The sequence below is a fragment of the Kribbella sp. VKM Ac-2571 genome (assembly GCF_004362255.1).
In the GTDB taxonomy this organism is placed as follows: Bacteria; Actinomycetota; Actinomycetes; order Propionibacteriales; family Kribbellaceae; genus Kribbella; species Kribbella pratensis.
In genome coordinates, this window is record NZ_SNWS01000015.1 from 210,752 (window position 1) to 234,212 (window position 23,461).

At 66.2% G+C, this 23,461-nt stretch carries 21 protein-coding genes and 1 pseudogene; 11 read left to right on the forward strand and 11 right to left on the reverse strand.

Features of this window, described 5'->3' with window-relative positions; all coding sequences use genetic code 11:
* Positions 1-5: 5 nt before the first annotated feature.
* Positions 6-683 carry a lysoplasmalogenase gene (locus EV651_RS29940; RefSeq protein WP_133788609.1) on the forward strand — a complete coding sequence of 226 codons (678 nt, stop codon included), beginning with the start codon at positions 6-8 and terminating at the stop codon, positions 681-683.
* On the opposite strand, the gene EV651_RS29945 is transcribed toward EV651_RS29940, so the two are convergent.
* The 4 genes from EV651_RS29945 to EV651_RS29960 form a co-directional block, all read right to left on the reverse strand.
* The gene (locus tag EV651_RS29945) at positions 626-862 is read right to left on the reverse strand and encodes a hypothetical protein (protein ID WP_133788610.1); all 237 of its coding nucleotides are present in this window, start codon (positions 860-862) and stop codon (positions 626-628) included. The two genes, EV651_RS29940 and EV651_RS29945, sit on opposite strands and share 58 nt — an antisense overlap.
* Before the next feature lie 287 nt (positions 863-1,149).
* Positions 1,150-1,842, reverse strand: coding sequence for a GAF and ANTAR domain-containing protein (locus EV651_RS29950; RefSeq protein WP_133788611.1), 693 nt, complete (start codon positions 1,840-1,842; stop codon positions 1,150-1,152).
* Between the two features lie 75 nt (positions 1,843-1,917).
* Positions 1,918-2,235, reverse strand: a complete 318-nt coding sequence (locus EV651_RS29955) for a MerR family transcriptional regulator (RefSeq protein ID WP_133788640.1) — start codon at positions 2,233-2,235, stop codon at positions 1,918-1,920.
* Between the two features lie 151 nt (positions 2,236-2,386).
* Positions 2,387-3,328, reverse strand: a complete 942-nt coding sequence (locus EV651_RS29960; protein WP_133788612.1) for a fatty acid desaturase — start codon at positions 3,326-3,328, stop codon at positions 2,387-2,389.
* A gap of 166 nt (positions 3,329-3,494) precedes the next feature.
* Between EV651_RS29960 and EV651_RS29965 the strand changes: the two genes are divergently transcribed.
* Entirely contained in the window at positions 3,495-3,932 is a 438-nt protein-coding gene (locus tag EV651_RS29965) for an SRPBCC family protein (protein WP_202870566.1), read from the forward strand.
* A gap of 9 nt (positions 3,933-3,941) precedes the next feature.
* On the opposite strand, the gene EV651_RS29970 is transcribed toward EV651_RS29965, so the two are convergent.
* From EV651_RS29970 to EV651_RS29980, 3 genes are all read right to left on the reverse strand, one after another.
* Complete coding sequence (locus EV651_RS29970; RefSeq protein ID WP_133788613.1) at positions 3,942-4,388, reverse strand: SRPBCC family protein; 447 nt, start codon at positions 4,386-4,388, stop codon at positions 3,942-3,944.
* Positions 4,385-5,356, reverse strand: a complete 972-nt coding sequence (locus EV651_RS29975) for a TIGR03557 family F420-dependent LLM class oxidoreductase (RefSeq protein ID WP_133788614.1) — start codon at positions 5,354-5,356, stop codon at positions 4,385-4,387. The genes EV651_RS29970 and EV651_RS29975 overlap by 4 nt, the downstream gene beginning before the upstream one ends.
* 66 nt (positions 5,357-5,422) lie before the next feature.
* Positions 5,423-6,412 carry an SDR family oxidoreductase gene (locus tag EV651_RS29980; RefSeq protein ID WP_202870567.1) on the reverse strand — a complete coding sequence of 330 codons (990 nt, stop codon included), beginning with the start codon at positions 6,410-6,412 and terminating at the stop codon, positions 5,423-5,425.
* Positions 6,413-6,549: 137 nt separating this feature from the next.
* Here EV651_RS29980 and EV651_RS29985 point away from each other — a divergent pair, with 137 nt between their 5' ends.
* Positions 6,550-8,337, forward strand: coding sequence for a thiamine pyrophosphate-requiring protein (locus EV651_RS29985; protein WP_133788616.1), 1,788 nt, complete (start codon positions 6,550-6,552; stop codon positions 8,335-8,337).
* A 15-nt stretch (positions 8,338-8,352) separates the two neighbouring features.
* On the opposite strand, the gene EV651_RS29990 is transcribed toward EV651_RS29985, so the two are convergent.
* Positions 8,353-9,663 carry a cytochrome P450 gene (locus tag EV651_RS29990; RefSeq protein ID WP_133788617.1) on the reverse strand — a complete coding sequence of 437 codons (1,311 nt, stop codon included), beginning with the start codon at positions 9,661-9,663 and terminating at the stop codon, positions 8,353-8,355.
* 87 nt (positions 9,664-9,750) lie between these two features.
* Between EV651_RS29990 and EV651_RS29995 the strand changes: the two genes are divergently transcribed.
* Together EV651_RS29995 and EV651_RS30000 are read left to right on the forward strand one after the other, a co-directional pair.
* Positions 9,751-11,343, forward strand: a complete 1,593-nt coding sequence (locus EV651_RS29995; RefSeq protein ID WP_133788618.1) for an alpha-amylase family glycosyl hydrolase — start codon at positions 9,751-9,753, stop codon at positions 11,341-11,343.
* Positions 11,327-12,343, forward strand: a complete 1,017-nt coding sequence (locus EV651_RS30000; protein WP_133788619.1) for a DNA topoisomerase IB — start codon at positions 11,327-11,329, stop codon at positions 12,341-12,343. Before EV651_RS29995 ends, EV651_RS30000 begins: the two co-directional genes overlap by 17 nt.
* Before the next feature lie 10 nt (positions 12,344-12,353).
* Here the strand turns inward: EV651_RS30000 and EV651_RS30005 are convergent, their stop codons facing one another.
* The gene (locus tag EV651_RS30005; RefSeq protein WP_133788620.1) at positions 12,354-12,707 is read right to left on the reverse strand and encodes a hypothetical protein; all 354 of its coding nucleotides are present in this window, start codon (positions 12,705-12,707) and stop codon (positions 12,354-12,356) included.
* A 41-nt stretch (positions 12,708-12,748) separates the two neighbouring features.
* Here EV651_RS30005 and EV651_RS30010 point away from each other — a divergent pair, with 41 nt between their 5' ends.
* A complete protein-coding gene (locus EV651_RS30010) occupies positions 12,749-13,558 on the forward strand; it encodes an endonuclease/exonuclease/phosphatase family protein (protein WP_133788621.1) in 810 nt (269 codons plus the stop codon).
* Positions 13,559-13,567: 9 nt separating this feature from the next.
* On the opposite strand, the gene EV651_RS30015 is transcribed toward EV651_RS30010, so the two are convergent.
* Positions 13,568-15,832 carry a N,N-dimethylformamidase beta subunit family domain-containing protein gene (locus tag EV651_RS30015; RefSeq protein ID WP_133788622.1) on the reverse strand — a complete coding sequence of 755 codons (2,265 nt, stop codon included), beginning with the start codon at positions 15,830-15,832 and terminating at the stop codon, positions 13,568-13,570.
* A gap of 292 nt (positions 15,833-16,124) precedes the next feature.
* Here EV651_RS30015 and EV651_RS43045 point away from each other — a divergent pair.
* The 5 genes and pseudogenes from EV651_RS43045 to EV651_RS42000 form a co-directional block, all read left to right on the forward strand.
* A pseudogene (locus EV651_RS43045) lies at positions 16,125-16,298 on the forward strand (hypothetical protein); the annotation flags it as partial.
* 555 nt (positions 16,299-16,853) lie between these two features.
* Positions 16,854-19,349, forward strand: coding sequence for an RHS repeat-associated core domain-containing protein (locus tag EV651_RS43410; protein WP_370353586.1), 2,496 nt, complete (start codon positions 16,854-16,856; stop codon positions 19,347-19,349).
* Positions 19,346-19,876 (forward strand): hypothetical protein, encoded by a 531-nt coding sequence (locus EV651_RS30025; protein WP_133788624.1) that lies wholly within the window; start codon positions 19,346-19,348, stop codon positions 19,874-19,876. Before EV651_RS43410 ends, EV651_RS30025 begins: the two co-directional genes overlap by 4 nt.
* Positions 19,877-20,733: 857 nt before the next feature.
* On the forward strand, positions 20,734-20,904 hold the full coding sequence (locus EV651_RS41610) for a hypothetical protein (protein WP_166658835.1): 171 nt from the start codon (positions 20,734-20,736) through the stop codon (positions 20,902-20,904).
* Between the two features lie 549 nt (positions 20,905-21,453).
* Complete coding sequence (locus tag EV651_RS42000) at positions 21,454-21,945, forward strand: polymorphic toxin-type HINT domain-containing protein (protein WP_202870568.1); 492 nt, start codon at positions 21,454-21,456, stop codon at positions 21,943-21,945.
* A gap of 290 nt (positions 21,946-22,235) precedes the next feature.
* Here EV651_RS42000 and EV651_RS30035 read toward each other — a convergent pair whose 3' ends face one another.
* Positions 22,236-23,321 (reverse strand): IS630 family transposase, encoded by a 1,086-nt coding sequence (locus EV651_RS30035; protein WP_133788625.1) that lies wholly within the window; start codon positions 23,319-23,321, stop codon positions 22,236-22,238.
* Positions 23,322-23,461 lie beyond the last annotated feature (140 nt).

Sequence of the window (23,461 nt, forward strand, 5' to 3'; positions counted from 1 at the left end):
CCGGTGTGAGCATCGCCTATCTCGATCGGGGCCGGTGCTGGACGAACGGGTACTGGGCCAGCGCGGTGATTCATCTTGCGGCCGTGGCCTTCGATTCCGCCGTACTGCGACTGTTGTCAAAGGCAACTCTCATGCCGGCCCTCGCGTCGTGGGTGCACTCCTGCGATGGTCCACCGCTCCTCGTTGCCGCGCTGCTCGCGTCCGCAGCCGGTGATCTCCTGATGGAGCTCGACTTCCTGCTGCCCGGGATGGCAATGTACGCAGCCGCCCATGCCTGCTACGTGGCGTTGTTCAGCCACGGAGCGCAGCGGAGATCATGGCAGGTGCTCGCGGCCTACGGGGTCGTGTACCTGGCGTCGATGGTTGCGTTGTGGCCCGGGCTCGGTGTTTACCGCGGTCCGGTGACGGCGTACGCGATCATGCTCACGGCGACCGCGGTGACGTCGTGGTGGTACGGCGGCCGGGTGGGCCTGGGCGGAGCGTTGTTCTTGACCTCGGACGCGTTGATCGGCGCCGGACTCGCAGGACATGACTTCCCGCTCCGCAACCTGCTTCTCAAGATCGCGTACGGCGCCGGCCAGTACCAGATCGCACTAGGCGTCCTGAGCGCGGGCAGTGTTGCGGGTCAGTCCGGGGGCTCGACGGGGCGCCCCTCTGTACCGGTTGTCACGTCCTCGTCCTGAGGAGGACGGCGTGCGTCTCCGGTTGGCTCCGGGCCGGGGGAGCGCTGCCCTTCGTCGTGCTCGACCTTGTCGAAGTCAAGGCCGCCCTTCTCAAGCTCGTCGTTCTCCAACGCCTCGTTGAGCTCGGTGTCGCTGACTGTTTTGTGCTTGTCATCAGGATTGGGCCGGTCGAAACTCATCGTCGCCTCCTAGCTCGGATGCCGACCCGGTATCCCTGCTGAGTCTCGCTCAACCCTCGAAGGTGTCAGCGATTCGATGACGAACTGGGTTGTCATCGAATCGATGACGTGATATCTCAGAAGAGCGTGTTGATGCGACGGTTGGGAGACAACGACAGGTCAGCCGAGGCGCGACGGTGGCGCAGTGGTACGGCGTCGATCACATCGTCACGAACCCCGACGGCACGATCGCCGAACGCAACTCCTACCACTACCGCAGACAGGACCTCGCGAGCTGACGGATCGGCTCAGCGGGGGAGTTTGCGGGTCTCGATCAGCTGCTGCGCGACGTCGCGCAGTTTGGTATTGGTGTCCTGGGAGTAGCGCCGCAGGACGGCGAACGCCTGATCGCCGTCCAGATCGAAGCGTTCCATCAGGATGCCCATCGCCTGTCCGACCAGCTTGCGGGCGTCCACGGCCTGGGCCAGGTCGACTTCGTGACGGGCGGTGGCGACCGCGATCGAGGCGTGCCGGGCCAGGATGTGGGCGATTGCCTCGTCGTCGACAGTGAACGCGTTCGGCTCGGCGTGGTACAGCGACAGCACGCCGGTGGTCTGGCCGTTGACCTGCATCGGGACGTGGATTGCGCTTCCGACCCCGGCGTTCACGGCGACGGGCTGCCAGCACGGCCAGCGGTCGTCGGTCGCGACATCGGGGATGGTGACCGTCTGGCCGGACAAGGCGGTCAGCAGTGGACCCTCGCCGGTCTCGATCTGGAACCGGTACAACGTCTCCACGACCGGGTCGGTGATAGCCCCGACCTCCGCGCGGCCACCGCGGGCCACGAGCGCGACACCCGCAGATGTGCAGTCGGCAGCATGTAACGCGAACTGCACCACGGCCTCCAGGGTCTCCTCCACCCCGGCAGCGTCGTGCAACTCCAGCGCGAACTGCGCGAACCTGCCTGCGTCGAACACTTCGGCAGGCTCTGTCAAGGACATCTCGGTCTCCAAGCGGGATGCGTGGTTGTGGTGGTGGTGCACCCCGGTCGCCGAGCCCAGCCGATGCCGTGGTGCTTAACCCTGGTCTCGCATTTGTTCGTTGATACGCAGGGCGTCTGCGAGCTGATCTTCCAAGATGATGATTCGACAGGCCGCCTCGAGCGTGGTGCCCTGGTCGACGAGTTCGCGCGCCCTGGCCGCGAGGCGCAGCTGGTAACGCGAGTAGCGGCGGTGACCGCCGTCGGAGCGCTGCGGGTCGATCAGTTTTGCCTCGCCCAGGCTCCGGAGGAAGCCCGGCGTGGTTCCGAGCATCTCGGCGGCCCGGCCCATGGTGAAGGCGGGGTAGTCGTCATCGTCGAAGCTGGCCGGCCCCTCGGCCGGATCTGAACTCATCGGAGTCTCCGTTTTTCTGGGATCATCGAACCTCCGTGTGTCAGCTTCGATGTTCTTCTCTGTCAACACCAGGAAGACTACATCGATCGATCCCAAATGTCTATCGTCGCCACGATAGATATTGCCACGAGTCCATGACAGCTTCGGCGGGTCAGCCGACGACGGTGCGCTTCTTCTCGAGGCGGGCGGGATCGGGCCATCGCACGTCGTACGCCCACCCGAACCGTTCGAACTGTCTGATCAGCCAGGCGTTGATGTCGATCTGCCCCTTGAGTACGCCGTGGCGCGCGCAGGTGGGGTCGGCGTGATGGAGGTTGTGCCATGACTCGCCCTGGCTGAGGATGGCCAGCCACCAGACGTTGCCTGACCTGTCTCGGGCCGTGAAGGGCTTCTTGCCGGAGACGTGACAGATCGAGTTGATCGAGAACGTGACGTGGTGCATGACGGCGACACGGACCAGGGTGCCCCAGAAGAAGCCGGTGGCGGCGCCGTGCCACGACCTGTCCCACAGGCCGCCGATGAGCGCGGGCGCGAGCAGTGAGATCGCGGCCAGCCAGCGGAAGTGCCGCGAGATCGCTGCCAGGTCGCGGTCGTGCAGCAGGTCCGGCGCGTAGTGCTTGGGGTCGGCACGATCTTGGCCCCACAGCACCCATCCGGCATGGGCGAAGACGAATCCCTTGGTCACCGCCCAAGCGCTGGTGCCGTAGCGCCAGGGGGAGTGCGGATCTCCCTCGCGATCGGAGAACTTGTGGTGTTTGCGGTGGTCGGCCACCCAGCGGATCACAGGCCCTTCGAGCGCCATGCTCCCGGCGATCGCGAGTGCGATCTTCAGGCCGCGTCTGCTCTTGAACGAGCCGTGGGTGAAGCATCGGTGATAGCCGGCGCCGATGCCGGTGGTGGTGATCACGTAGAACACGATCAGCACGACGATGTCGTGCCACCCGATCCAGCCGCCCCAGGCGAAGACGATCGCCGGCACCAGCGCGATGGTCGGTACGACGATGAACACCCAGATGAGCGCCCGCTCGAGGGGTCCGCCGACCGCTTGGAACTCGATCGGAGCCGAGGCGTCCGCACTTGCTGATGTACTCATGGCCCACTCCTGCACCCGCGCATGGCGGATGGCCACAGCAGCCTCGGCTCACTACGCATACCAGTACAAGTGCCCGCATCCGTCGGCTGCCATGCGTTGTGCGCACCGCAGAGCACCCGGCAAGAGCAGGGCGTGGAGGTGCGGTGGATGGGGTACCGCGTGCGGGGTGAGTGAAAACGAGTGCCTGATCGAGGCGAGTGTCGAGGACGTGTTCGCGATTCTCACGAACGGCTGGTCGTACGCCGCGTGGGTGGTGGGCGCGTCGAGGATTCGGGACGTCGACCCGCCGTGGCCGGAACCCGGCGGACGGATCCATCACTCGGTGGGTGCGTGGCCTTTTCTGCTGGACGACACCACGAAGGTCCTCGAGTACGAGCCACTGCAGCGGCTGCGACTGCAGCTCCGGGTCTGGCCCGCGGGGTACGGCGAGGTGGAGTTCCGGGCGACGAAGACCTCGGACGGGTGCTGCCGTTTGGTGATGACCGAGCGGGCCACCAGCGGCCCGATCGCGCTGTTGCCGGAGCGACTGGCCGACCTGATGCTGCACCCACGCAACGCCGAAGCGCTTCGCCGCCTCAAACTCCTGGCGGAGAAGCGCTCCTGACGTGCGCTGTCAGGAATCGGACTCGGTGGGGAGATGTTGCTCCACGGCGGTCTTGATGCCGGACAGGGTCTGTTGGAGTTCGTCGTCGACCGGGGTGGGGTCGGTGGTGTGCAGGCGGACCGTCAGTTTCGACGTTCCGTCGGCGACGAAGTCGACGATGAGCTCGCCGTGGTAGTCGTGGGCGCCCTCGGTGCTCCACCGCAGGATGCGGTCCTCGGCGAGGACGTCGACCCAGCCTTCCCGGCGCCCGCCGGCGGCGGTGACGTCGATCTCTTCGTGCACGGCTTGGTGCGGCCGGCGTGCCTCGGGTCCCTGCGCTTCGACGGGGGTCGCCTTGGTGCGGTGCAGCGCGGTCAGCTGCGGGAGGTACTCGGGCAGATGGTCGAGGTCCGACAGCCGGTCGAACAGGATGTTCGGCGCGACGTCGACGGTGGTCCAGGCTTCGTGGCTGGTCATGAGTGCTCCTTGTGCAGGCGGAGCTCGGGCAGGATCTCGGTGCGGTAGAGGTTCATCATGTCGACGGTGTGCGGGCCGATGTTGGCGACGTACACCTCGTCGAACCCGGCCTCGACGTACGGCGTGAACGCGTCGACGTGGACGTCCGCCTTCGGGCCGCAGGCAACCGACTGCGCCGTGGACTCCTTGGTGACCAGCTGGCTGGCCTGCTCGAAGTGCCGCGGTGACGGGAGCACCTGGGCGAGCTCGCCGGGGACGCCGGCGTTGGCCCAGATCCGGTGGGCCTGCTCGATGCCTTCGTCCTCGGTCGGCGCGTAGCTGACCTTGAACCCGGCCTGCGCCGGCTTCGACCCGCCGCCGTTGTCCCGGAAACGCCGCAGCAGGTCGCGGTCGGGTGCGGTGGTGATGTAGCCGTCGGCGATCCGCGCCGCGACATCGGTTGCCTCGGGCCCGAATCCGGACATGTAGATCGGCAACGGCTCCTGCGGCCGGGTGTAGATCCGCGCGGTGTCGACCGTGTAGTGCTTGCCGTGATGGCTGACGAATCCGTCCTCGGTCCACAGCCGGCGCATGATCTCGACCGCTTCCTCGAGCATCTCCAGCCGTACGTCGAGCGTGGGCCAGACCGTGCCGAGGATGTGCTCGTTCAACGCCTCACCGGTTCCGACCCCGAGCGTGAACCGTCCGTTCAGCAGTACGGCGCTGGTCGCGGCCGCCTGTGCGATCACGGCCGGATGGATCCGTACCGTCGGACAGGTGACCGCGGTCGTCACCGGCAGCTCGCACACCTGGGAGATCGCGCCGATCGTCGACCAGACGAACGCGCTCTCGCCCTGCTCGTCGTTCCAGGGATGGAAATGGTCGCTGATCCACAAGCTGTCGAACCCGGCCTCTTCGGCCATCCGGGCCTGCTCGATCAGTTCCGCGGGCGTGTATTCCTCGCTGGACAAGAAGTATCCGATCTTCACGCGCACCTCCGAGTTGCTCGTCACCCATCGGGTGCCCGATGTCGTGTTCTCCAATCGCCGGGTCTGTTACCGGCGGTTGCGGCCCCAGGAGACCGCTGCCGCAGTAGCGCCTGCGGCGAATGCTCCGACCAGTCCGCGATGCCTGGAGGCCCAGGTCTGGAGACTGCGCGGCGTCGACCGCTTGTCGAACACCCCGTGAGCGCCGTAGTCGCGCTCCTCGTCGGCGGGTTCCCACAGGTTCGCGGCCTTCTCGGGAGGTTGGTCGCTCTGTTGTCCCTTGTAGCCGGTGCGTGCCAGGTAGCGGTCCAGGAGTCCGGCGGCGAACTTGTTCGCGATCAGCGTGGCCACGGTCGGAGCCCCGACCCAGTACTCGCGCCGCTGCGGGTGATCGGCCGCGTAGACGACGGCGTCCGCGGCGACTTCCGGCTGGAAGATCGGCGGCACGGGCTGCGGGTGCTTCGGCAGCCGGGACAACACCCACGAGAACTGCGGGGTGTTGACGGCCGGCATCTGGACCATGGTCACGTGTACGTCGGACTTGTCGTGCAGCAGTTCACACCGCAACGAGTCATGGAAGCCCTGGATCGCGTGCTTCGCCCCGCAGTACGCCGACTGCAGCGGGATCCCGCGGTACGCGAGCGCCGACCCCACCTGCACGATCGCGCCGTGATCGCGCGGTTTCATCCGGCGGAGCGCAGCCCGGGTTCCGTGGACGTACCCGAGATAGGTCACCTCGGTGGTTCGCCTGAACTCGCTGGGTTCGATCTCCAGGAACGGCGCGAACACCGACGAGAAGGCGACGTTCACCCAGACGTCGATCGGCCCGAGTTCCTTCTCGACCTGATCCGCGGCGGCCTCGACCTTGTCGTAGTCGGCGACGTCGACCTCGATCGGAAGCGCGGTCCCGCCGGCGGCGGTGACGTCACGGACGGCGCCTTCGAGTCCCGCCTCGCCGCGGGCAAGCAACGCGACCTTGTCGCCGCGCCGGGCGAAGGCGACGGCGCTCGCCCGGCCGATGCCGCCACTGGCGCCGGTCACTACCACAACCTGTCCCACGCGATCCTCCTCAGGAGCTGGTCCGACCATCGGGCGGACGCCTCTCCGGTGACCACGACGGGCCGCTCGAAACCCGTTTGCTGCCGAACACCCCGGGTACCGGCCAGGACCGGCCGGGTCTCGTCGGGAGGTTGGACATGAGCACGACAGTTGGCGACTACGTACTCCAGCGGCTGCGTGACTGGGGTGTCGAGCACGTCTTCGGGTACGCCGGGGACGGGATCAACGGACTGCTCTCCGCGTGGCAGAAGGCGGACAACCAGCCGCGGTTCGTACAGGCCCGGCACGAGGAGATGGCGGCCTTCGAAGCGGTCGGGTACGCCAAGTTCACCGGCCGCGTCGGCGTGTGTACGGCGACCAGCGGTCCGGGCGCGATCCACCTGCTGAACGGGTTGTACGACGCGAAGCTCGATCACGTTCCTGTGGTCGCGATCGTGGGGCAGACGGCACGCAGCGCGATGGGCGGCAGCTATCAGCAGGAGGTCGACCTGCACACGCTCTTCAAGGATGTCGCGTCCGACTACTGCGAGACGGTGATGGTCGCGGAGCAGCTCCCGAACGTCCTCGACCGGGCGATCCGGATCGCGGCAGCCCGGCGTACCGTGACCGCGCTGATCATCCCGTCGGACGTGCAGGAGCTGGAGTACACGGCGCCGTCGCACGCGTTCAAGATGGTGCCGTCGAGCCTGGACCTGACCTGGTCGGCGCCGGTCCCGGCGGCCGAGCAGCTCGAGCGGGCGGCGGAGATCTTGAACGCGGGTTCGCGGGTCGCGGTCCTGGTCGGTCAAGGTGCGCGTGGGGCGGCCAGTGAGGTCACGGAGCTCGCTGAGATCACCGGTGCCGGTGTCGCGAAAGCCCTGCTGGGCAAGGACGTTCTGTCCGACGAGCTGCCCTGGGTGACGGGCTCGATCGGACTGCTCGGGACGCGGCCGTCGTACGAGCTGATGATGGATTGCGACACCTTGCTGATCGTGGGATCGAACTTCCCCTATTCGCAGTTCCTGCCCGAGTTCGGCAAGGCGCGGGCGATCCAGGTCGATCTCGATCCGACGATGGTCGGGATGCGGTACCCGTTCGAGGTGAACCTGGTCGGGGACGCGGCCCGGACCCTGCGCGCGCTCATTCCGCTCCTGCAGCGCAAGGAGGACCGGTCGTGGCGGTCGGGCGTCGAGAGCAACGTCAGGCGCTGGTGGGAGGTCATGGAGCGTCGCGCGCACACCTCGGCGGATCCGATCAACCCGGAGCTGGTGTTCCACGAGTTGTCGCAGCGGCTGCCGAGCGACGCGATCCTCGCGGCCGACTCCGGATCGGCGGCGAACTGGTACGCGCGGCACATCCGGATCCGCGGAGAGATGCGGGGATCACTGTCCGGGACGCTCGCCACGATGGGGCCTGGCGTGCCGTACGTGATCGGCGCGAAGTTCGGGCTCCCGGACCGGCCCGGCTACGCGCTGGTGGGTGACGGCGCGATGCAGATGAACGGGATCAACGAGCTGATCACGATCGCGAAGTACTGGCAGGAGTGGGCGGATCCGCGGTTGGTGGTCGCCGTACTGCACAACAACGACCTCAACCAGGTGACGTGGGAACTGCGGGCGATGGGAGGCTCGCCCCAGTTCCTGCCTTCGCAGGAGCTGCCGGAGTTCCCGTACGCCGGCTACGCGAGGCTGCTCGGGCTGCACGGGGTGACGGCCGAGAAGCCCGAGGAGGTCGTGCCGGCCTGGGAGGAGGCGCTGCGGGCGGATCGCCCGTGCGTGGTCGAGTTCCGCACCGATCCCGCGGTGCCGCCGATCCCGCCGCATGCGACCTGGGACCAGATCGAGAAGGCGGCGGAGTCGATCGTGCGCGGTGACAGCGACCGTTCCTCGATGATCAAGCAGGGGTTCAAGTCCAAGGTTCAGGAGTTCCTGCCCGGCCGGTCCTGACGTTCTCAGGGTTTCTCAGCTGTCGCGGCGTCTCCAGAACCCGATCCGGACGTCGGCGTGGTTGAACGTGCCGGGCATCGACTCGGCCAGCTTCGCGCGGGTCGTCGGATCGACATCGAGGTCGTAGCGGTCGGCGAGGTGGCTGACCGCGGCGCTGGTGGTGAGCAGTACGACGTTCCGTCCGGGGCACCCTGCGGGACCTTCGCTGAACGGGACGATCGGCCAGGAACCGTCGGCTCGCCCGTCCAGCCAGACAGCCGGTTCGAACCGGTTCGCGAAGTCAAGTGCGTCGTCGTCGCGATGGAACACCGAGCTCACGATCACGAACTCGGTTCCGGCCGGCGCGACCTTGCCACGCCATTCGGTGTCCTCGTGCGACTGCCGCAGGATGACCAGAGTGGTGGGCCACAACCGGAGGGACTCCTGCATCGCGGCGCCGGCGTGGGCCAGCAACGGGGAAGCCTCCGGGTGACGTGCCTCGGTGACGATGGGCTCGAGTCGCGACCGGTCGGTGCCGAGGACGGCGAGGAGTCGCCAGAGGGCGATGCCGGCGGCGTCGAAGGCAAACAGCCAGTGCGGCACCTGACCGGCCGGGTCGAGTGTCTCGGACCGTCGGTCGAGGGCTTCGACGAGGCTTCCGATTTCGGCCTTGTCGACGTACTGGGAAACCGTCGCGAGGAAACGGGCGCGCGTCTCGTCGTGCCCCGGGCCCAGCTGTGCCCAGTTCGCGTCGGCGCGGAGCTGGTCGAGCTGCTCGGTGAGTTCCACGTCGTTGCGGGCCGCGTCCCCGAGCACGATCCTGCGTACGACGCGAGACCAGACGCTGCGGAAGTCGTCCCAGCCGAGAGTGCGGGCGTCCAGGCCGTCCAGCTCCTCGTGGACCACGTCGACGAACCGGTGGCCGTGACGATGGACAGGGAGGTGACTGTCGAGGGCATCCTCGTTCAGCGCACGACGTCCGGCCCGCAGCGCAGAGTTGGTCGTCAGGACCGCGTGCGGCTGGAAGTGCGTCAGCGCGCCGATCTTCAGACCGGTTGCGGCGGCGAACGGTTCGGGCGTTTCGTTCAGCAGTCGATGGACGTCGTCGGCGGCGAGAACGAGTGCGATCGTGCGCCCGGCGATCCGCAGCAGGACGGGCCCCTCGCCGCACCGGCCGCGGAGTCGCCGGACGCAACGGAGCGCGCGGTCGTCCACGCGCAGCTTCTCGGCGAGCATGCCCAGCCGGGGTCTGCGAAGGATCGGTCCCTGGGCAACGACCGGTCCGAGGACGTCTCGCAGGATCCGCGCGGTGTCCGGCGCGGAAGCGGTTGGCAGCAGAGTCGACATGAACGTCCGGTGTCCGCCGTTCGGCTGCCGAAACAGCCGGGTCTGCGACGAGGCGTTTACGGTCCGGGGGCGGGGTACCGGCAGGACATGCGACTTGACGGGCGGGCGATCTATCAGCTGGACCCGGCGGTGTTCTTCGACTCCGACGACGACGGTGTCGGAGATCTGCCAGGCGTTGTCCGGAAGCTGGACCACGTGCGGGCCGTCGGGGCGGACACCATCTGGGTGCAACCGTTCTACGTATCGCCGTACCTGGATGCCGGGTACGACGTCGTGGACCACTGCGGTGTCTCCTCCCGGTTCGGCACGATGGCCGACTTCGAGGAGCTCGTCGAGCGCTGCCATGAGCTGGATCTGCGGGTGATCGTCGAACTGATCGTCCAGCACACGTCGATCCACCATCCATGGTTCCGGGCGGCGCGGGACGACCCCGGTTCGCCGTACCGCGACTACTACGTGTGGGCGGCGGAACCGCGCGACGATCCCGTCGTACAAGGTCCGGTCTTCGCGGGCGTCGAGGACTCGATCTGGGCATACGACGCGCACGCCGGGATGTATTACCGGCACGCGTTCTACTGGCACCAGGCCGATCTGGACGTCGGCCGTCCGGCGGTTCGTGCGGAGATCGCGCGCATCGTCCGGCATTGGCTCGACAAGGGAGTCGACGGGTTCCGGGTCGACGCGGTGCCGTACATGGTCCGGCAGGCGGCCCTGAGCGATGACCGCGACGACGGCTTCTGGTTCCTCTCCGAGCTCGCGGAGATGGCCGACGGCGCGCCGTTGATGGGCGAGGTGGACGTGCCGCCGGACCAGTACGACCTGTACTTCGGCAACGGCGGCCGCCTGCACGCGGTGCTGGATTTCTGGACGAACAATCTGCTGTTCCTCGCGCTGGCCCGCGGGGACGCCGAGCCGCTGGTGCGGGCGCTGCGCGCGCAGCCCGATCCGCCGGACGGCTGCACCTACGTCAACTGGCTGCGCAACCACGACGAGCTGGACCTGGACCGGTTGTCGGCGCCGGAGCGAGACGAGGTGATGGCGGCGTTCGCGCCGGCCGCGAACATGCGCGTGTTCGACCGTGGGATCCGCCGTCGGGTGGCGCCGATGCTCGGTGACGTACGGCGTACCGCGCTGGCGCATGCGGTCGCGGAGTCGTTGCCGGGGGCACCGGTGGTCCGGTACGGCGAGGAGATCGGGATGGGGGAGGACCTGACACTGCCGGACCGGATGTCGGTGCGGACGCCGATGCAGTGGTCGTCCGAACCGAACGGCGGGTTCAGCAAGGCACCGGCCGGGGTGGTTGCTCCGGCCGTCCTTCAGGGCGGCCCTTACGGGTTCTCGCAGGTCAATGTCGCGGATCAGGAGTTTCGTCCCGGGTCCCTGTTCAGCAAAGTGGCGCAGCTGGTCCGCACCCGGCGGGAGCTCGGCGAGCTCCCGCCGCACCGCTGCGAGGCATTGGCGCTCCGGCAGCGCTCGGTCTTCGCCGTCCTGCACCATCGCGGCAACGACGCCGTACTGATGCTGGCCAATCTGTCCGCCGACGAGCTCGAGGTCGACCTTCCGTACGACGTGCGGACCGACCTGCTCGCCGACGGTGAGTACGAGCCGGCGTCGAAGAACTCGGTCCGACTCGCCGGCTACGGCTATCGCTGGGTGCACTGTCATGCGGCTGCGGCGTAGTCACCCGGAGCAGGCGGGGTACACCCGCGTGCGGCGAGGGCGTGGGTTCAGTTATCTCGATGCCGATGGCAAGGTCATCGACGACACGGACACGGTCGAGCGGATCCGGACCTTGGCGATTCCGCCGGCCTGGCAGGACGTGTGGATCTGTCCGTTCCCGAACGGGCACATCCAGGCCGTCGGGACCGATGAGGCCGGACGCCGTCAGTATCTGTACCACGACGACTGGCGGTCGGCGCAGGATGCGGACAAGCACGATCGAGTGCGGCAGCTGGCGCGCAAACTACCAGCGTTCCGGGAGGCGGTGGACGAGGATCTGTGTGCGCGGGGGCTGCAGCGGCGGCGGGTGCTCGCGGTCGCGCTGCGGATGCTGGACTACGGCGTCTTCCGGACCGGCAACACGCAGTACGCCGAGGAGTACGGCAGCCGGGGTGCGGCCACATTGCTGCGTGACGACGTGCGGATCAGTCGCGGGAAGCTGGTGTTCGACTTTCGGGCGAAGGGCGGGCAGCGGCGGACGTTCGAGCTGGAAGACGCCAACCTGGTGGCAGCGGTGCGTTCGCTGAGGCGAAGCCGGCACAAGAAGAAGCAGCTGCTGGTGTATCGCGACGGCGACGAGTATCACGAGATCGATGCCGGGATGATCAACGACCGGTTCCGCGAGCTGGTCGGTGACGACTTCACCGTGAAGGACCTGCGGACCTGGACCGCGACCGTGCACGCCGCGGTCGATCTGGCCGAGGCGGAGCCGCCGACCACGAAAAAGGCGCTGAACGCGGCGGTGAAGGAGATGCTCGAGGAGGTGTCCGAGCACCTCGGTAACACGCCGGCGGTGGCCAGGGCGTCGTACGTCGATCCACGCGTCGTGGAGCAGTACGAGCACGGGCGCACGATCGCGGACGCCGTCGACCGCGTCGGCGACGACCTCGCCGACGAGGAAGCGAGAGCACGCCTGGAACGCTCCGTGAACAAGGTCCTCGACAAGGGCGCCCGGGAGTAGCGCGTGAGTCTTAGCTGTGTTCGCCGTCCAGGAGTTCGTGGATCTTCTTCAGTGCGTCCTGGATATCGGGGTGGTCGTACTGCGCGGCGCGGGACTCGGCGCTGATGACACCGCAGCGGTGTACCCGTTGGAAGTCGCCGTACGGGAACTCGTAGTGTCCCTTGGTCTCCTCGTCCATGTCGGTGTCGATACCGAGGAACCACAGGCCGTAGTCGCTCCAGCCGTGCTTGTCCAAATACGCGTTCTGTTCGGCCGCGGTCGGGGCATGCTCGCTCCAGTCGTCCCGCTCGTCCTTGGTCGTTTGTCCCTTCTCCACAAGGCTCTTCGCGTGCTCGAACGCCTTCTTGTTCAGCTTCACAGTCATACCCGCCCGGTTCCCCGCCGGGCGTCGGGTAACCCCGGCGGATGAGCAGACTCGTCGGCGTGTCCTCGGTCGTTGCGGGTACCGGTACGGCGCGATACGAGGAAGGTGAAGTAGCAGTGAGGTTCATGACGTGGAACGTGTGGGGGCGGTTCGGCGACCACTGGCTCCGGCGCCAGCGGGCGATCGCCGAAACGGTGCGGGCGCAACGACCCGATTTCCTTGCCCTGCAAGAGACCTGGCGCGACGACGGACAGTCCCAGACCGATCTGCTCGGGTTCGAGTTGGGGATGTCGTCGGTGTTCGCGCCGTCGCGGATGCCGCGTGACCCGGATCCCGGCGTACGGCTCGGGCTGGGCATTCTGAGCCGCTTCCCGTTGCGGGCGGTCGAGCAGCACACGTTGTCGACCGGCACGGTCGCGCTCCGGGCGGAGATCCGGCTCGGCGAGGACAGTCTGCACTTCATCACCAGCTGCCTGGACTGGGAAGAGGACCATCAGCGGGAACGCTTCGCGCAGGCGAGTTCGCTGGCGTCGCTCGTGTCCGAACTCAAGGCCCGCGGTGACGACGTCGTCGTGGCCGGTGACTTGAACGCGCCACCCGACTGCCCCGAGCTCGACCCTCTGCTCGCCGTACTCGACGACTGCTGGCAACAGGCGTACGACGGCGTCACCTACAGCTCCCGCAATCCCTACCTCGGGCACGGCGAGTGGCTCGAGGACCAACGGATCGACTACATCCTGGCCAACGACGGCCTGGTCCCGACCGACTCCCACCTCGTGGGATTCGACGAAGACCACGGCCGGCCGCCCTCGGACCACTACGCTGTCGTCACCGACGTACCCGTCAGCTGACCTCGACGGTCAGGGCTGGGTGTTGGTCTGCAGCGGGTGCTTCGGTACGGCGACGCGGATCTTGGCGGCTGTGGTTTCGGACGGTACGGCGATGGTGCCGCGGGAGACCCACTCAGCGATGTTGGCGACAATCGTCGCGACTGCCTTCTGCGACGCCGCATCGGGGGAGGGGACTGTCCAGTTCGACGGGCACCGGCCGACGAGGAAGCAGCCATAGGCGAACGTGGAGCCGTTCAGGACCCGGGCACCTGATGGGGCGGTGTACGCCGTGACGTGCATGGGCGCGGCGCGACCGTTCGAGCGGCACGCTCCGGTGCCGCTGGCGAGCGTTGTCTGGCCTGGCTGCTTGTAGAGATCCGGCCAGACGTAGTCGACCTCGCCGGCGATGAACCCGGGCAGCGTCGTCCCGTTGGGGACACCATCGAAGATCCATCCGCTGTCGGTCGTCAGCGTGTTGCCCAGCACCGGGCAGATGTAGTCCGCGCCGAGCAGCGGCTGCGAGGCGTAGGCGTCACCCTGGTAGCGCCACGTCGTGGAGTTGTAGCCGTCGGTGTACCGGTCGATGTCCCAGGCCCGCCGCGTCTCGTCGGTGAAGGTGATCAAGCGGTACGCCGTGTTCGCGCCGAGGTTGGCGACGTTGACACCGCGGGCGATCCCCTGGCTGAGCGCGGCCCGCATCCGCAGCGAGTAGTACTCGTCATGTCCGGGCAGGAAGAGCGTCCGGGCTCGTGTCGGCAGTTGACCGCCGTACCGGTCGAGGTCGTTGTCGGTCCAGTAGGTGACGTCGAGTCCCTTCGACTCGGCCCAGAACACCAGTCCCTGCTCGAGTGTGAGGTACTGCCCGGAGCCCTGGCCCTCGTTGTACGGCCGGTCGAACGTCAGCCGGCCGGAGCCGGTGTCGAGGCCGGTGTAGAAGCTCACGCCGCCGTAGCTGTTGTACGCCTGCCAGGTCGCGGTCGCCTGCTGGATCATCAGGTCGTGCTTGGTGCCGGTGTCGTCGCGGACCGTCAGTGGCGCATAGGTCGCGGAGGTGCCGTCGCTGATCTTGATCAGGTACGTTCCCGGGATCCAGTCCTTGTCCACAGGGATGCTGAGCGTCTTGGACCAGGTCGCCGCCGACGTCATCCGCAGCGGTTTGCCGTCGACCGACGCTCCGCCGGTTGTCGGCGCCTCCTGAAGTACGGTCGGTACGTCGTCCTGCCGCCAGACCTCTCGCGCGCCGAGGCCGGCGTAGTACCCCATCCGGTAGGCGACGACGCTGACCGGATTGCCGGAGGTGACCTTGAGGTCGACGGAGTCGCCGCAGCTGGCCGAGACCTGCGCCAGGTAGCCGGCCAGGGCGCCGTTCATGCTGGTCGGGATGACCCAGTCGCCAATACCCGGCTTGGCGTTCTCGACGGTTGTCGTCGGCCAGGTGTCGGGACATCCGGCAGGCGGCGCGACGAAGTCCGCGGCGGCGACGACGGGCATCTCGGCAGGCGGTGCGATGAACGCGATGCTTCCGGCGCCGGAGCTCAGGACGGTGCCGGTGGGGGTGGTCGCGGAGACGGTGAGGCTCATCGTTGCGCCGTACCGGGACAGCTGGACGCCGTTCACCGGGATCGCCAGTCGTGCGCCGAGTGCGACGTTGAGCGGTGACTTCGGTTTCCAGGTCGCGTAGCCGCCGTCGACGGAGAGCGTGCCGTTGATGGTGCTGTACGTGCCGGTGGCGCCGGTGGGCAACTGCATGCGTACGGCGCCTAGGGTGCCCGCTTTGGTGATCGTGGCCTGGTACGTCAGGTTCGTCGTCTGGGCGGGAATCGGGTTCGTCGCCTTGACCGCGACAGCGGCCGTGTAGGTCTTCAACGGCTGCAGTACGCCGGCGCCGGACGTGATCACCTGGCCCGCCGTGCCGATCGACTTGAATCCCAGCGTCCACGGGCCGCCGGCGGGCAGCTTCAGACCGTACAGCGGGATCGCGAGCCGTGCGCCGACTGCAACGTTCGTGACGCGGGCCGGTCGCCAGCGCAGCACTGTCCTCGTGACCGAGCTGACCGTGCCGTTGATCGACGTGACCCGGCCTGTGGTCCCGGCCGGGATCGCCATCGTGACCTCGCGGATCGCGCCCGCCTTGAGCACGGTCGCGCGGTAGGTCAGCGTGGTGGTGCCGTTCGACGCCTGCGTCGCGGTGATGCTGACACCGGCCGCGGCCGCGTCGGCCGCGCGATCGATGAACACGATCGCCGCGGCCGCGACAAGCAATGCGGCAGCTGAGGCCAGAAGCCTCCGAAGCATGGGTCCCCCAGGTCGTTTCAAATGAATCCCCGAAGGGAGACTACGAGATCAACCGCCGGCGCAGTGAAAATGTTGCCGATCAGTGACTGAATTGGCCTAGATCAAAACTTTAAGTGGTCGTCCGGTCGCTGTGCGCAGATCGCAGGACGTCTCACTCGCCGGGACCATACACGCTACTCACCGGTCATGTAGGACGAACCAACGAGTCGTCGTTTCCCCTTGTTGCTAAGGGCCGGCCTACCGCGTCACCGACGCGGCGGGTCACACCAGCAAGACGGTCTACGACGCCGATGGTTTGGTCACAGCCGAGATCAACCAGGCCGGGAACACGAAGACGACGAAGTACGACGAAGCCGGCCAGCCGATCGAGATCCACGTCCCGCACACGCCGATCGGCGCGCACCAAGAAGACCGGGTCACCAAGCTGAACTACGACGAGGCCGGCAACGTGACTCGTCAGACCCGGCCCAGTGGCCGGTACTCCGAGACGGTGTACGACAAGAACAACCGGCCGGTGCAGAACAAGTCTGCGTTCGACACGGCGACGGATTTGTACAAGACGCCGTCGAGCACGTTCATCCAGTACTACCCGACCGGCGAGATCAAGGCCCAGTCCGAGCCAACCTTCGCCGCTACGGCGCCGCCGGCGTCGCAGTGGACGAACTTCAGCTACTACGGGTCTGGTGACATCAAGACGTCGACGGATCCGTGGCAGATCACCGCGACGTACGGCTACAACGCATTGGGTCAGCAGACCGACCGGACGCTGACGGTGCCGGGTGACGACGCGAAGCGGACCCAGGCGTGGGGCTACTACCCCGACGGTGCGCTGCAGTCGCGCTCCGACACCGCCGCCCAGCAGCCGGTCGACATCATCGACAACGCCGACACCTGGCAAACCAGCTCGACGGGCACGTGGACGCCCGTTGCCGGTGGCACCAACACCCAAGGCGCGGACTATCAAACCCACGCTGCTGCGGCTGTTGGTACGCCGCAAGCCAGCGACACGTTCAACTGGCGGGTGCTGCCCGATGTCGCGGGCTCGTTCGACGTCTACGCCTCCTGCCCGGTCGCGACCGGCGCCACGACTGCGGCGACGTACACGATCAACCACTCCACCGGCGCGGCTACGAAGACGGTCGACCAGAAGGCCTGCACCGCGGCTACCCCGTGGGTGAGCCTCGGTAACTATTCGTTCCCGAACGGTGTCGCGAAGACGATCACGTTGAAGCCGTCCGCGACTGGCGTGGTGGTCGCGGACGCGATCAAGCTGGTCTCGACCAGTCCGGTTGAATCCCGGTCGTTCACCTACAACTACGACCTGAACGGGCAGCAGACCGAGGTCAAGGACAACAATCCCAACGCTCCGACAGACACGTTCAAGATCACTACTGATGGTCTGGCCCGCACCACGCAGGTGCAGGAGTTGAAGGCTGGTGTGGAGAAGGCGAAGACCGACTACACCTACGACCTCGACTCCAACGTCTTGTCGACCAACGCCCAGCGTGGCGCGGATGCGAACACGGTGGGTGTGTCGCGCTACACCGGCTACACGTGGGATGTCCGGAATCTGGTGGCCACGGTCAAGGCTGGTGCCTCGCCGACGGGCACGTTGGATACGTGGAGTTACACCTACGACGGGCGCGGTCTGCGTTCGACGATCACCAAGCCCAATGGCAATCTGGCGACGTTCACGTATCACGAGGACGGGCTGCCGCGGATTCAGTCTGAAAAGACCAGCGGCGGGAAGTTGGTGTCGTCGCATTCGCTGCGCTTCAACTCCGATGGCGACCGCTCCCAGGATGTCGAGAAGCTTCTGAAGGCGAACTCGTCGGAGTACCTGGACCAGGCCTCGAACTACACCTACACCCCGGCGCGGCAGCTCGAGGCAGTGGTGAAGACCGGTGTCGAGAAGGGCGAGTCCGAGTCCTACGAGTACGACGCCGCCGGCAACACCACCTTGCAGAAGATCGGCGCGACGACGTCGACGATGACCTACGACCGCAACCGCCTGACCAAAACGGTTACCGGTGGCACGACCCTGAACCAGCGCTACGACCCGTTCGGCCGCTCCACCACCACCGACGTGGGCACCCAGGTGGTGGAGCAGAACGCCTACGACGGCTACGACCGCCTGGTCCGGCAACAGAAGTTCGACACCGCCGGCAACCCGACGTTCACCCGCAACCAGACCTACGACCCGTTCGACCGTGTCACCAACCAGTCCGAAAAGGTCGTCACCAACGCGTCGATCTCCACCCGCTACACCTTCATTGGTCTTGCTGACCAGGTCGCGGCCGAGGAGGAGAAGGACACCACCGGGACCTGGAAGACCTCGAAGTCGTATGCCTACGGTGCCAAGGGCGAGAGCCTCTCGCTGGTCGACTCTCCGGTCAACGGCACGACGTCGAAGAAGTCGTTCTATGGTACCAACCCGCACGGCGACACCGAAACGCTGACCGACGCGACCACCGGTCAGACAACGTCGACGTACCGCTATACCGCCTACGGCCAGCCGGACAAAATGGGTACGACGGGCGACGACGAGATCAAAGACGATGCGACGCTGGACGCCGACATCGTCAACCCGTACCGGTTCAACTCGGGTCGTTTCGACGGCGCCACGAACACCTATGACATGGGGTTCCGTGAGTACAACCCTGGTTTGAACCGGTTTCTGACTCGCGACATGTTCGATGGTGCTCTGACCGACCTCGGGCTCGGGACTGACCCCTGGAACGCCAACCGGTACATGTTCGGCGGCGGCAACCCCATCAGTCGAGTCGAGTACGGCGGTCACCTGAACGACACCGGGTCCGAAGGTGGCGGCGGAACCATTGTCGGGCCGGTGCTGGAACGGTGCCCGGACTGTCAGCTGAAGTTGAAGGAGGATGGCAGCTGGACGTTTGAGGGTGACGGCAGCGGCGACATCGTCAAGATCGCGAAACCGTTGCTGCATGGGACTCTTGACGCAGCTGGATCGGTTCCCGTCGTGGGTGAGGCTGCGGACGGCGCCAACTGCGCCTGGTACGCCCACGACGGTGAGACCGGCAACGCCATCGCCAGCTGCGCCGCGATGATCCCGATCGCCGGCACGCTATCCACGGTCGGCAAGTGGTTCAGCAAGGGCGCCAAGCTCGCCGAGGAAGCCCCAAGCAGCGTTCCTCAGGTTCTGAAGAACAAGGCTGTTGGTGATGCTGCGGCTGATGCCATCGCAGGACGTTATCCGGGTGCGATGCGAGAAGTAACGTTGCAGGCTGCAAGTGGTTCGCGCCGACTGGACGTCTTGACTCCGGATGGGTTGGCGATTGAGTCGAAGGTCGGCCGTACAAGCCTGGGGAGCCGAGAGCGCCAGGAGATCGCGAGAGATGTTGAGTTGTTGAACGACCCGACCAGCCAGGTCAGGAAACTGATGTGGGAGTTCTCGACGAGTCCGACAACTGGGCGTGGAGGCCCAACACCAAGTCTGGCGGCTGAGCTCCTTAGGAACGGGATCCCGTTTACGGTGGTGCGATGAGCGTGAATTGGGGCGATTACTCGCCATTCGATCCAGGTGTCACCCGGCCACTACATGAGGTGACGAGGCGTGAGGCGCGTGCGGCGTTTATGCGGTTGATGGACGCAAAGCACGAGCGAATTTCCGAGCTGCGTCGGTTGCTGGAGGGTAACGGTGTGGTGCTGGCGTCCGACGACGCAGGCTTGCAGCTGGCCAATGACTGGTTCCGCCGCGAAGTGGAGGGCGTTCCGGAGACTGGTCGGCTTCGGAACTTGTGGTACGCGGTGGTCAACGATCTCGCGTTGTTCCTCGGCGACGTGATGATCGAGCGTAGCCCGAACTTGCAATGGGCCATGTTCGACAAAGGGGTTCGTGACGCCGCGTTTCAGCGGCATGTGATCATGGGGTTCAAGGGCGTGGCCAACCCGAAGTACAACCTCGACATCGATCGCCTCCTCGCTACGTACGGGCATCAGATCGTTGCTGGCGAATCAGTCGAGACTGACGCATTTGTCAGTTGGGTAGCAGCCGCGATCGGCAAGGCGTGAGCCATGACCGCTGTGGCGGCGGGACCATTGTCGGGTCGGTGCTGGAGCGGTGCCCGGACTGTCAGCTGAAGTTGGAGGAGGGTGGCGGCTGGACGTGTGGGGGTGACGGCAGCGGTGGCATCGTCAAGATCGCGAAACCGTTGCTGCATGGGACTCTTGACGCAGCTGGATCGGTTCCCGTCGTGGGTGAGGCTGCGGACGGCGCCAACTGCGCCTGGTACGCCCACGACGGTGAGACCGGCAACGCCATCGCCCGCCCGGGCGCTCAGCCCCGAACACCTCGTGGTCGTGGTCGGCAACGGCCGCGAGCTGCGCCGCGATGATCCCGATCGCCGGCACGCTATCCACGGTCGGCAAGTGGTTCGGCAAGGGCGCCAAACTCACCGAATGAGGCGGCGGCTGCTGAGAAGGCCGCCACAAAGACGATGTGCAGCTTCGGCGGCGAGACGCTCGTTGAGATGGGTGACGGTAGCGCCAAGCCGATCTCACAAATCGAGATCGGCGTCGAAGTCCTCGTCACCGATCCCAGCACCGGCGAACGCGGGCCACGGAAGGTCACCCAGCTGTGGATCCACTCTGACACGCTCCGTGCGCTCGTCACCGATGTCGGCACCCTTGCAACGACGGAGGACCATCCGTCTGGAACGCTACGGACCAGGAGTTCCAGCGCGCCGACCAACTCGATGAGGCGACCAACTTCCTTACCTCCACTGGGACGCGGGTGCGGGTCATCGGCATTCGCGCAGGTTCACAGCGCCTCGCAACCGCGTACAACCTCACCGTGGAGGCATCCATACCTATTATGTGGTGTCTGGCAAACACCAGTGCTAGTGCATAACACATGCGGCCGGCGAGGCTTGACAACCCTCACCGACGCTGCGACAGGCACCACAACCTCGACGTACCGTTACACCGCCTACGGCCAGCCCGACAAGATCGGCACCACCGGAGACGACGAAATCAAGAACGACGCGGCCGCAGACGCCGACATCGTCAACCCGTACCGCTTCAACTCTGAAGCGGTATGACGGCGCCACCGGTACCTACGACATGGGGTTCCGCGAGTACAACCCGAGCCTGAAACCGGTTCCTGACCCGCGACATGTACAACGGCGCCCTCAACGACCTGGCGCTCGGCGCGGACCCGTGGACCGTGAACCGGTACGCGTTCACCGCGGGCAACCCGATCACCGGCGTCGAATTCGACGGGCATTGCCCGATGGCTGACGAAGGCGGCTGCGATAGCAATGCCAGCTACAGCGGCCCCGTCCAGGCGCCTGTGGACAGCGGATCAACTCCGCAGCCTGTCACGGGGAAGGTCGGCAGCCGTGATGTGACCGCGCCGGACGAGGGCGTGTACGAGCGGGCGTACGACGCGGCGAAGTCGAAGCTCATCGGCAGCGAAGGCGGCCAGGGTCAGGAGTACATGGTCAGTTGCAACAACACTGAGACCTGGGTCGTCGTTGGCGGAAAGCGCAGGACCTGTGGTGCGAGCGACGTGTGGTTCTCGCGCTGTTCGCCGACGAGATGTGTCGCCAAGGGGGAATCGAGTGCAGCGCATATGATCGACCGGCACCATGTCGGCCGAAGGCTTCAACGATGGAACGAGCGGCCCAGTGGGCGGCGGACCAGAGGCGCATGGCGTCGGCAGGAGTCAGGCTACGGCGGGTGGTCCGTGCAGCTTCAGCGGCGAAACCAAGGTGCTGATGGCAGATGGGTCCACGAAACCGATCAGCAGCGTCAAGATCGGCGACATGGTCGTCGCGACCGACCCTGAGACCGGTGAGCGTGGTCCGCGGAGAGTCACCCATCTCTGGGTTCATACCGACACGCTTTTCGTCCTCGCGACAGACGGTGGGTCAATCACCACGACCGAGGACCATCCGTTCTGGAACGCCAGCGATCACGTGTACCAAAGGGCCGATGAGCTCGGCGTCGGGGACGAACTCTTGATGCCGACCGGTCAACGCATCCACGTGAAGGGTATCCGTCACGGCTCGCAGCGCGTCGCAGCCGCCTACAACTCACAGTTGATGGGATCCACACGTACTATGTTGTTGCTGGGATAAGCCCAGTGCTGGTTCACAACTCAACTTGCCGCGCCTTCGGATTCGACAATGCTCTAACCGTTCCAGGTGTGTATACGACTACGATGAAGGATGGACGCGTGTACGTCGGTGCCAGCGCGGTCGACGCGCACGGTCGCCTTCATGCGGCGTTCGTCGACAAGAAGTCAGCGATTAGAGCTGCCGGGTACACGCGAAATGATGTCGCAAATATCGGGGTAAATGACATGTCTGGACATTCATGGGCCGCGATTCGCGGCCAGGAGCAATCTGTGATGGATGCGTACGGCGGTCTAGTGTCGTGAGTCGTTAATTCGGGTGCAGTATTTTGCGATGGATTCGAGGATCTGGTCGGCGGTTTTGGTCCAGACGTAGGGTCGTGGGTTCTCGTTCCAGGTGTTGATCCATGCGCGGATGTCGGTGTTGAGTTCGCGCACCGAGCGGTGGGTGCCGCGCTGGAGTTTCTTGGTGGTGAGCTCGCCGAACCATCGCTCGACCAGGTTCAGCCAGGACGAACTGGTGGGGGTGAAGTGCAAGACGAAGCGCGGGTGGGCGGCGAGCCACCGTTTCACCGCGGGTGTCTTGTGGGTTGAGGCGTTGTCGAGTACGACGTGCACGTCCAGGTCGGCGGGGACTTCGCGGTCGATGGTCTGCAGGAACTTCTTGAACTCGATCGCGCGGTGCCGGGCGTGCAGGGATCCGATGACCTTTCCGCTGGCCAGGTCCAGCGCGGCGTACAGGCTGGAGGTGCCGGCTCGTTTGTAGTCGTGGCTGGCCCGGGCCGGCGTGCCGGGCATCATCGGGAAGATCGGCGCGGTGCGGTCCAGGGCCTGGATCTGGGACTTCTCGTCCACGCACAACACCACCGCCCGTTCCGGCGGGTCGAGGTAGAGCCCGACCACGTCATGAACCTTGTCGATGAACAACGGATCCTTGGACAGCTTCCACGAGGCCTGACGGTGTGGCTGCAGCCCGAACGCCCGCCAGATCCGCGACACCGCCGACTGCGACAACCCCAACTCGGCCGCCAGCGACCGCGTCGACCAATGCGTCGCGTCCTTCGGCGTGGTCTCCAGCGTCGTGGTGATCACCGCCTCGACCTGCTCGTCGGACACCGTCCGCGGCCGACCCGGACGCGGCTCGTCCAACAACCCGTCCAGGCCCTGCTCGACAAACCGCGCCCGCCACCGCCGCGCCGTCGTGACATTGACATCGAGCTTGCGGGCCACCGCGCTCGTACTCAGCCCATCAGCCGCGGCCAGCACGATCCTCGACCGCACCGCCAATCCGTTCGCCGACGTAGCACGCCGCGACCACGCCACCAACCGAGCACGCTGCTCATCGGACAACACCACCGCAGGAGCAACCGGATCTGGCATAGCCCCCACACTACCCAGCTATCACCGAATTAATGACTCACGACACTAGTACGACAGCCGTAGTTCGTGATGTTCATGCTGGGAGGGCTTGTCGGCGCTGGTAGTGGCTGGTTCGGGCTCGGTGTTGGTGTCGGCGTCTC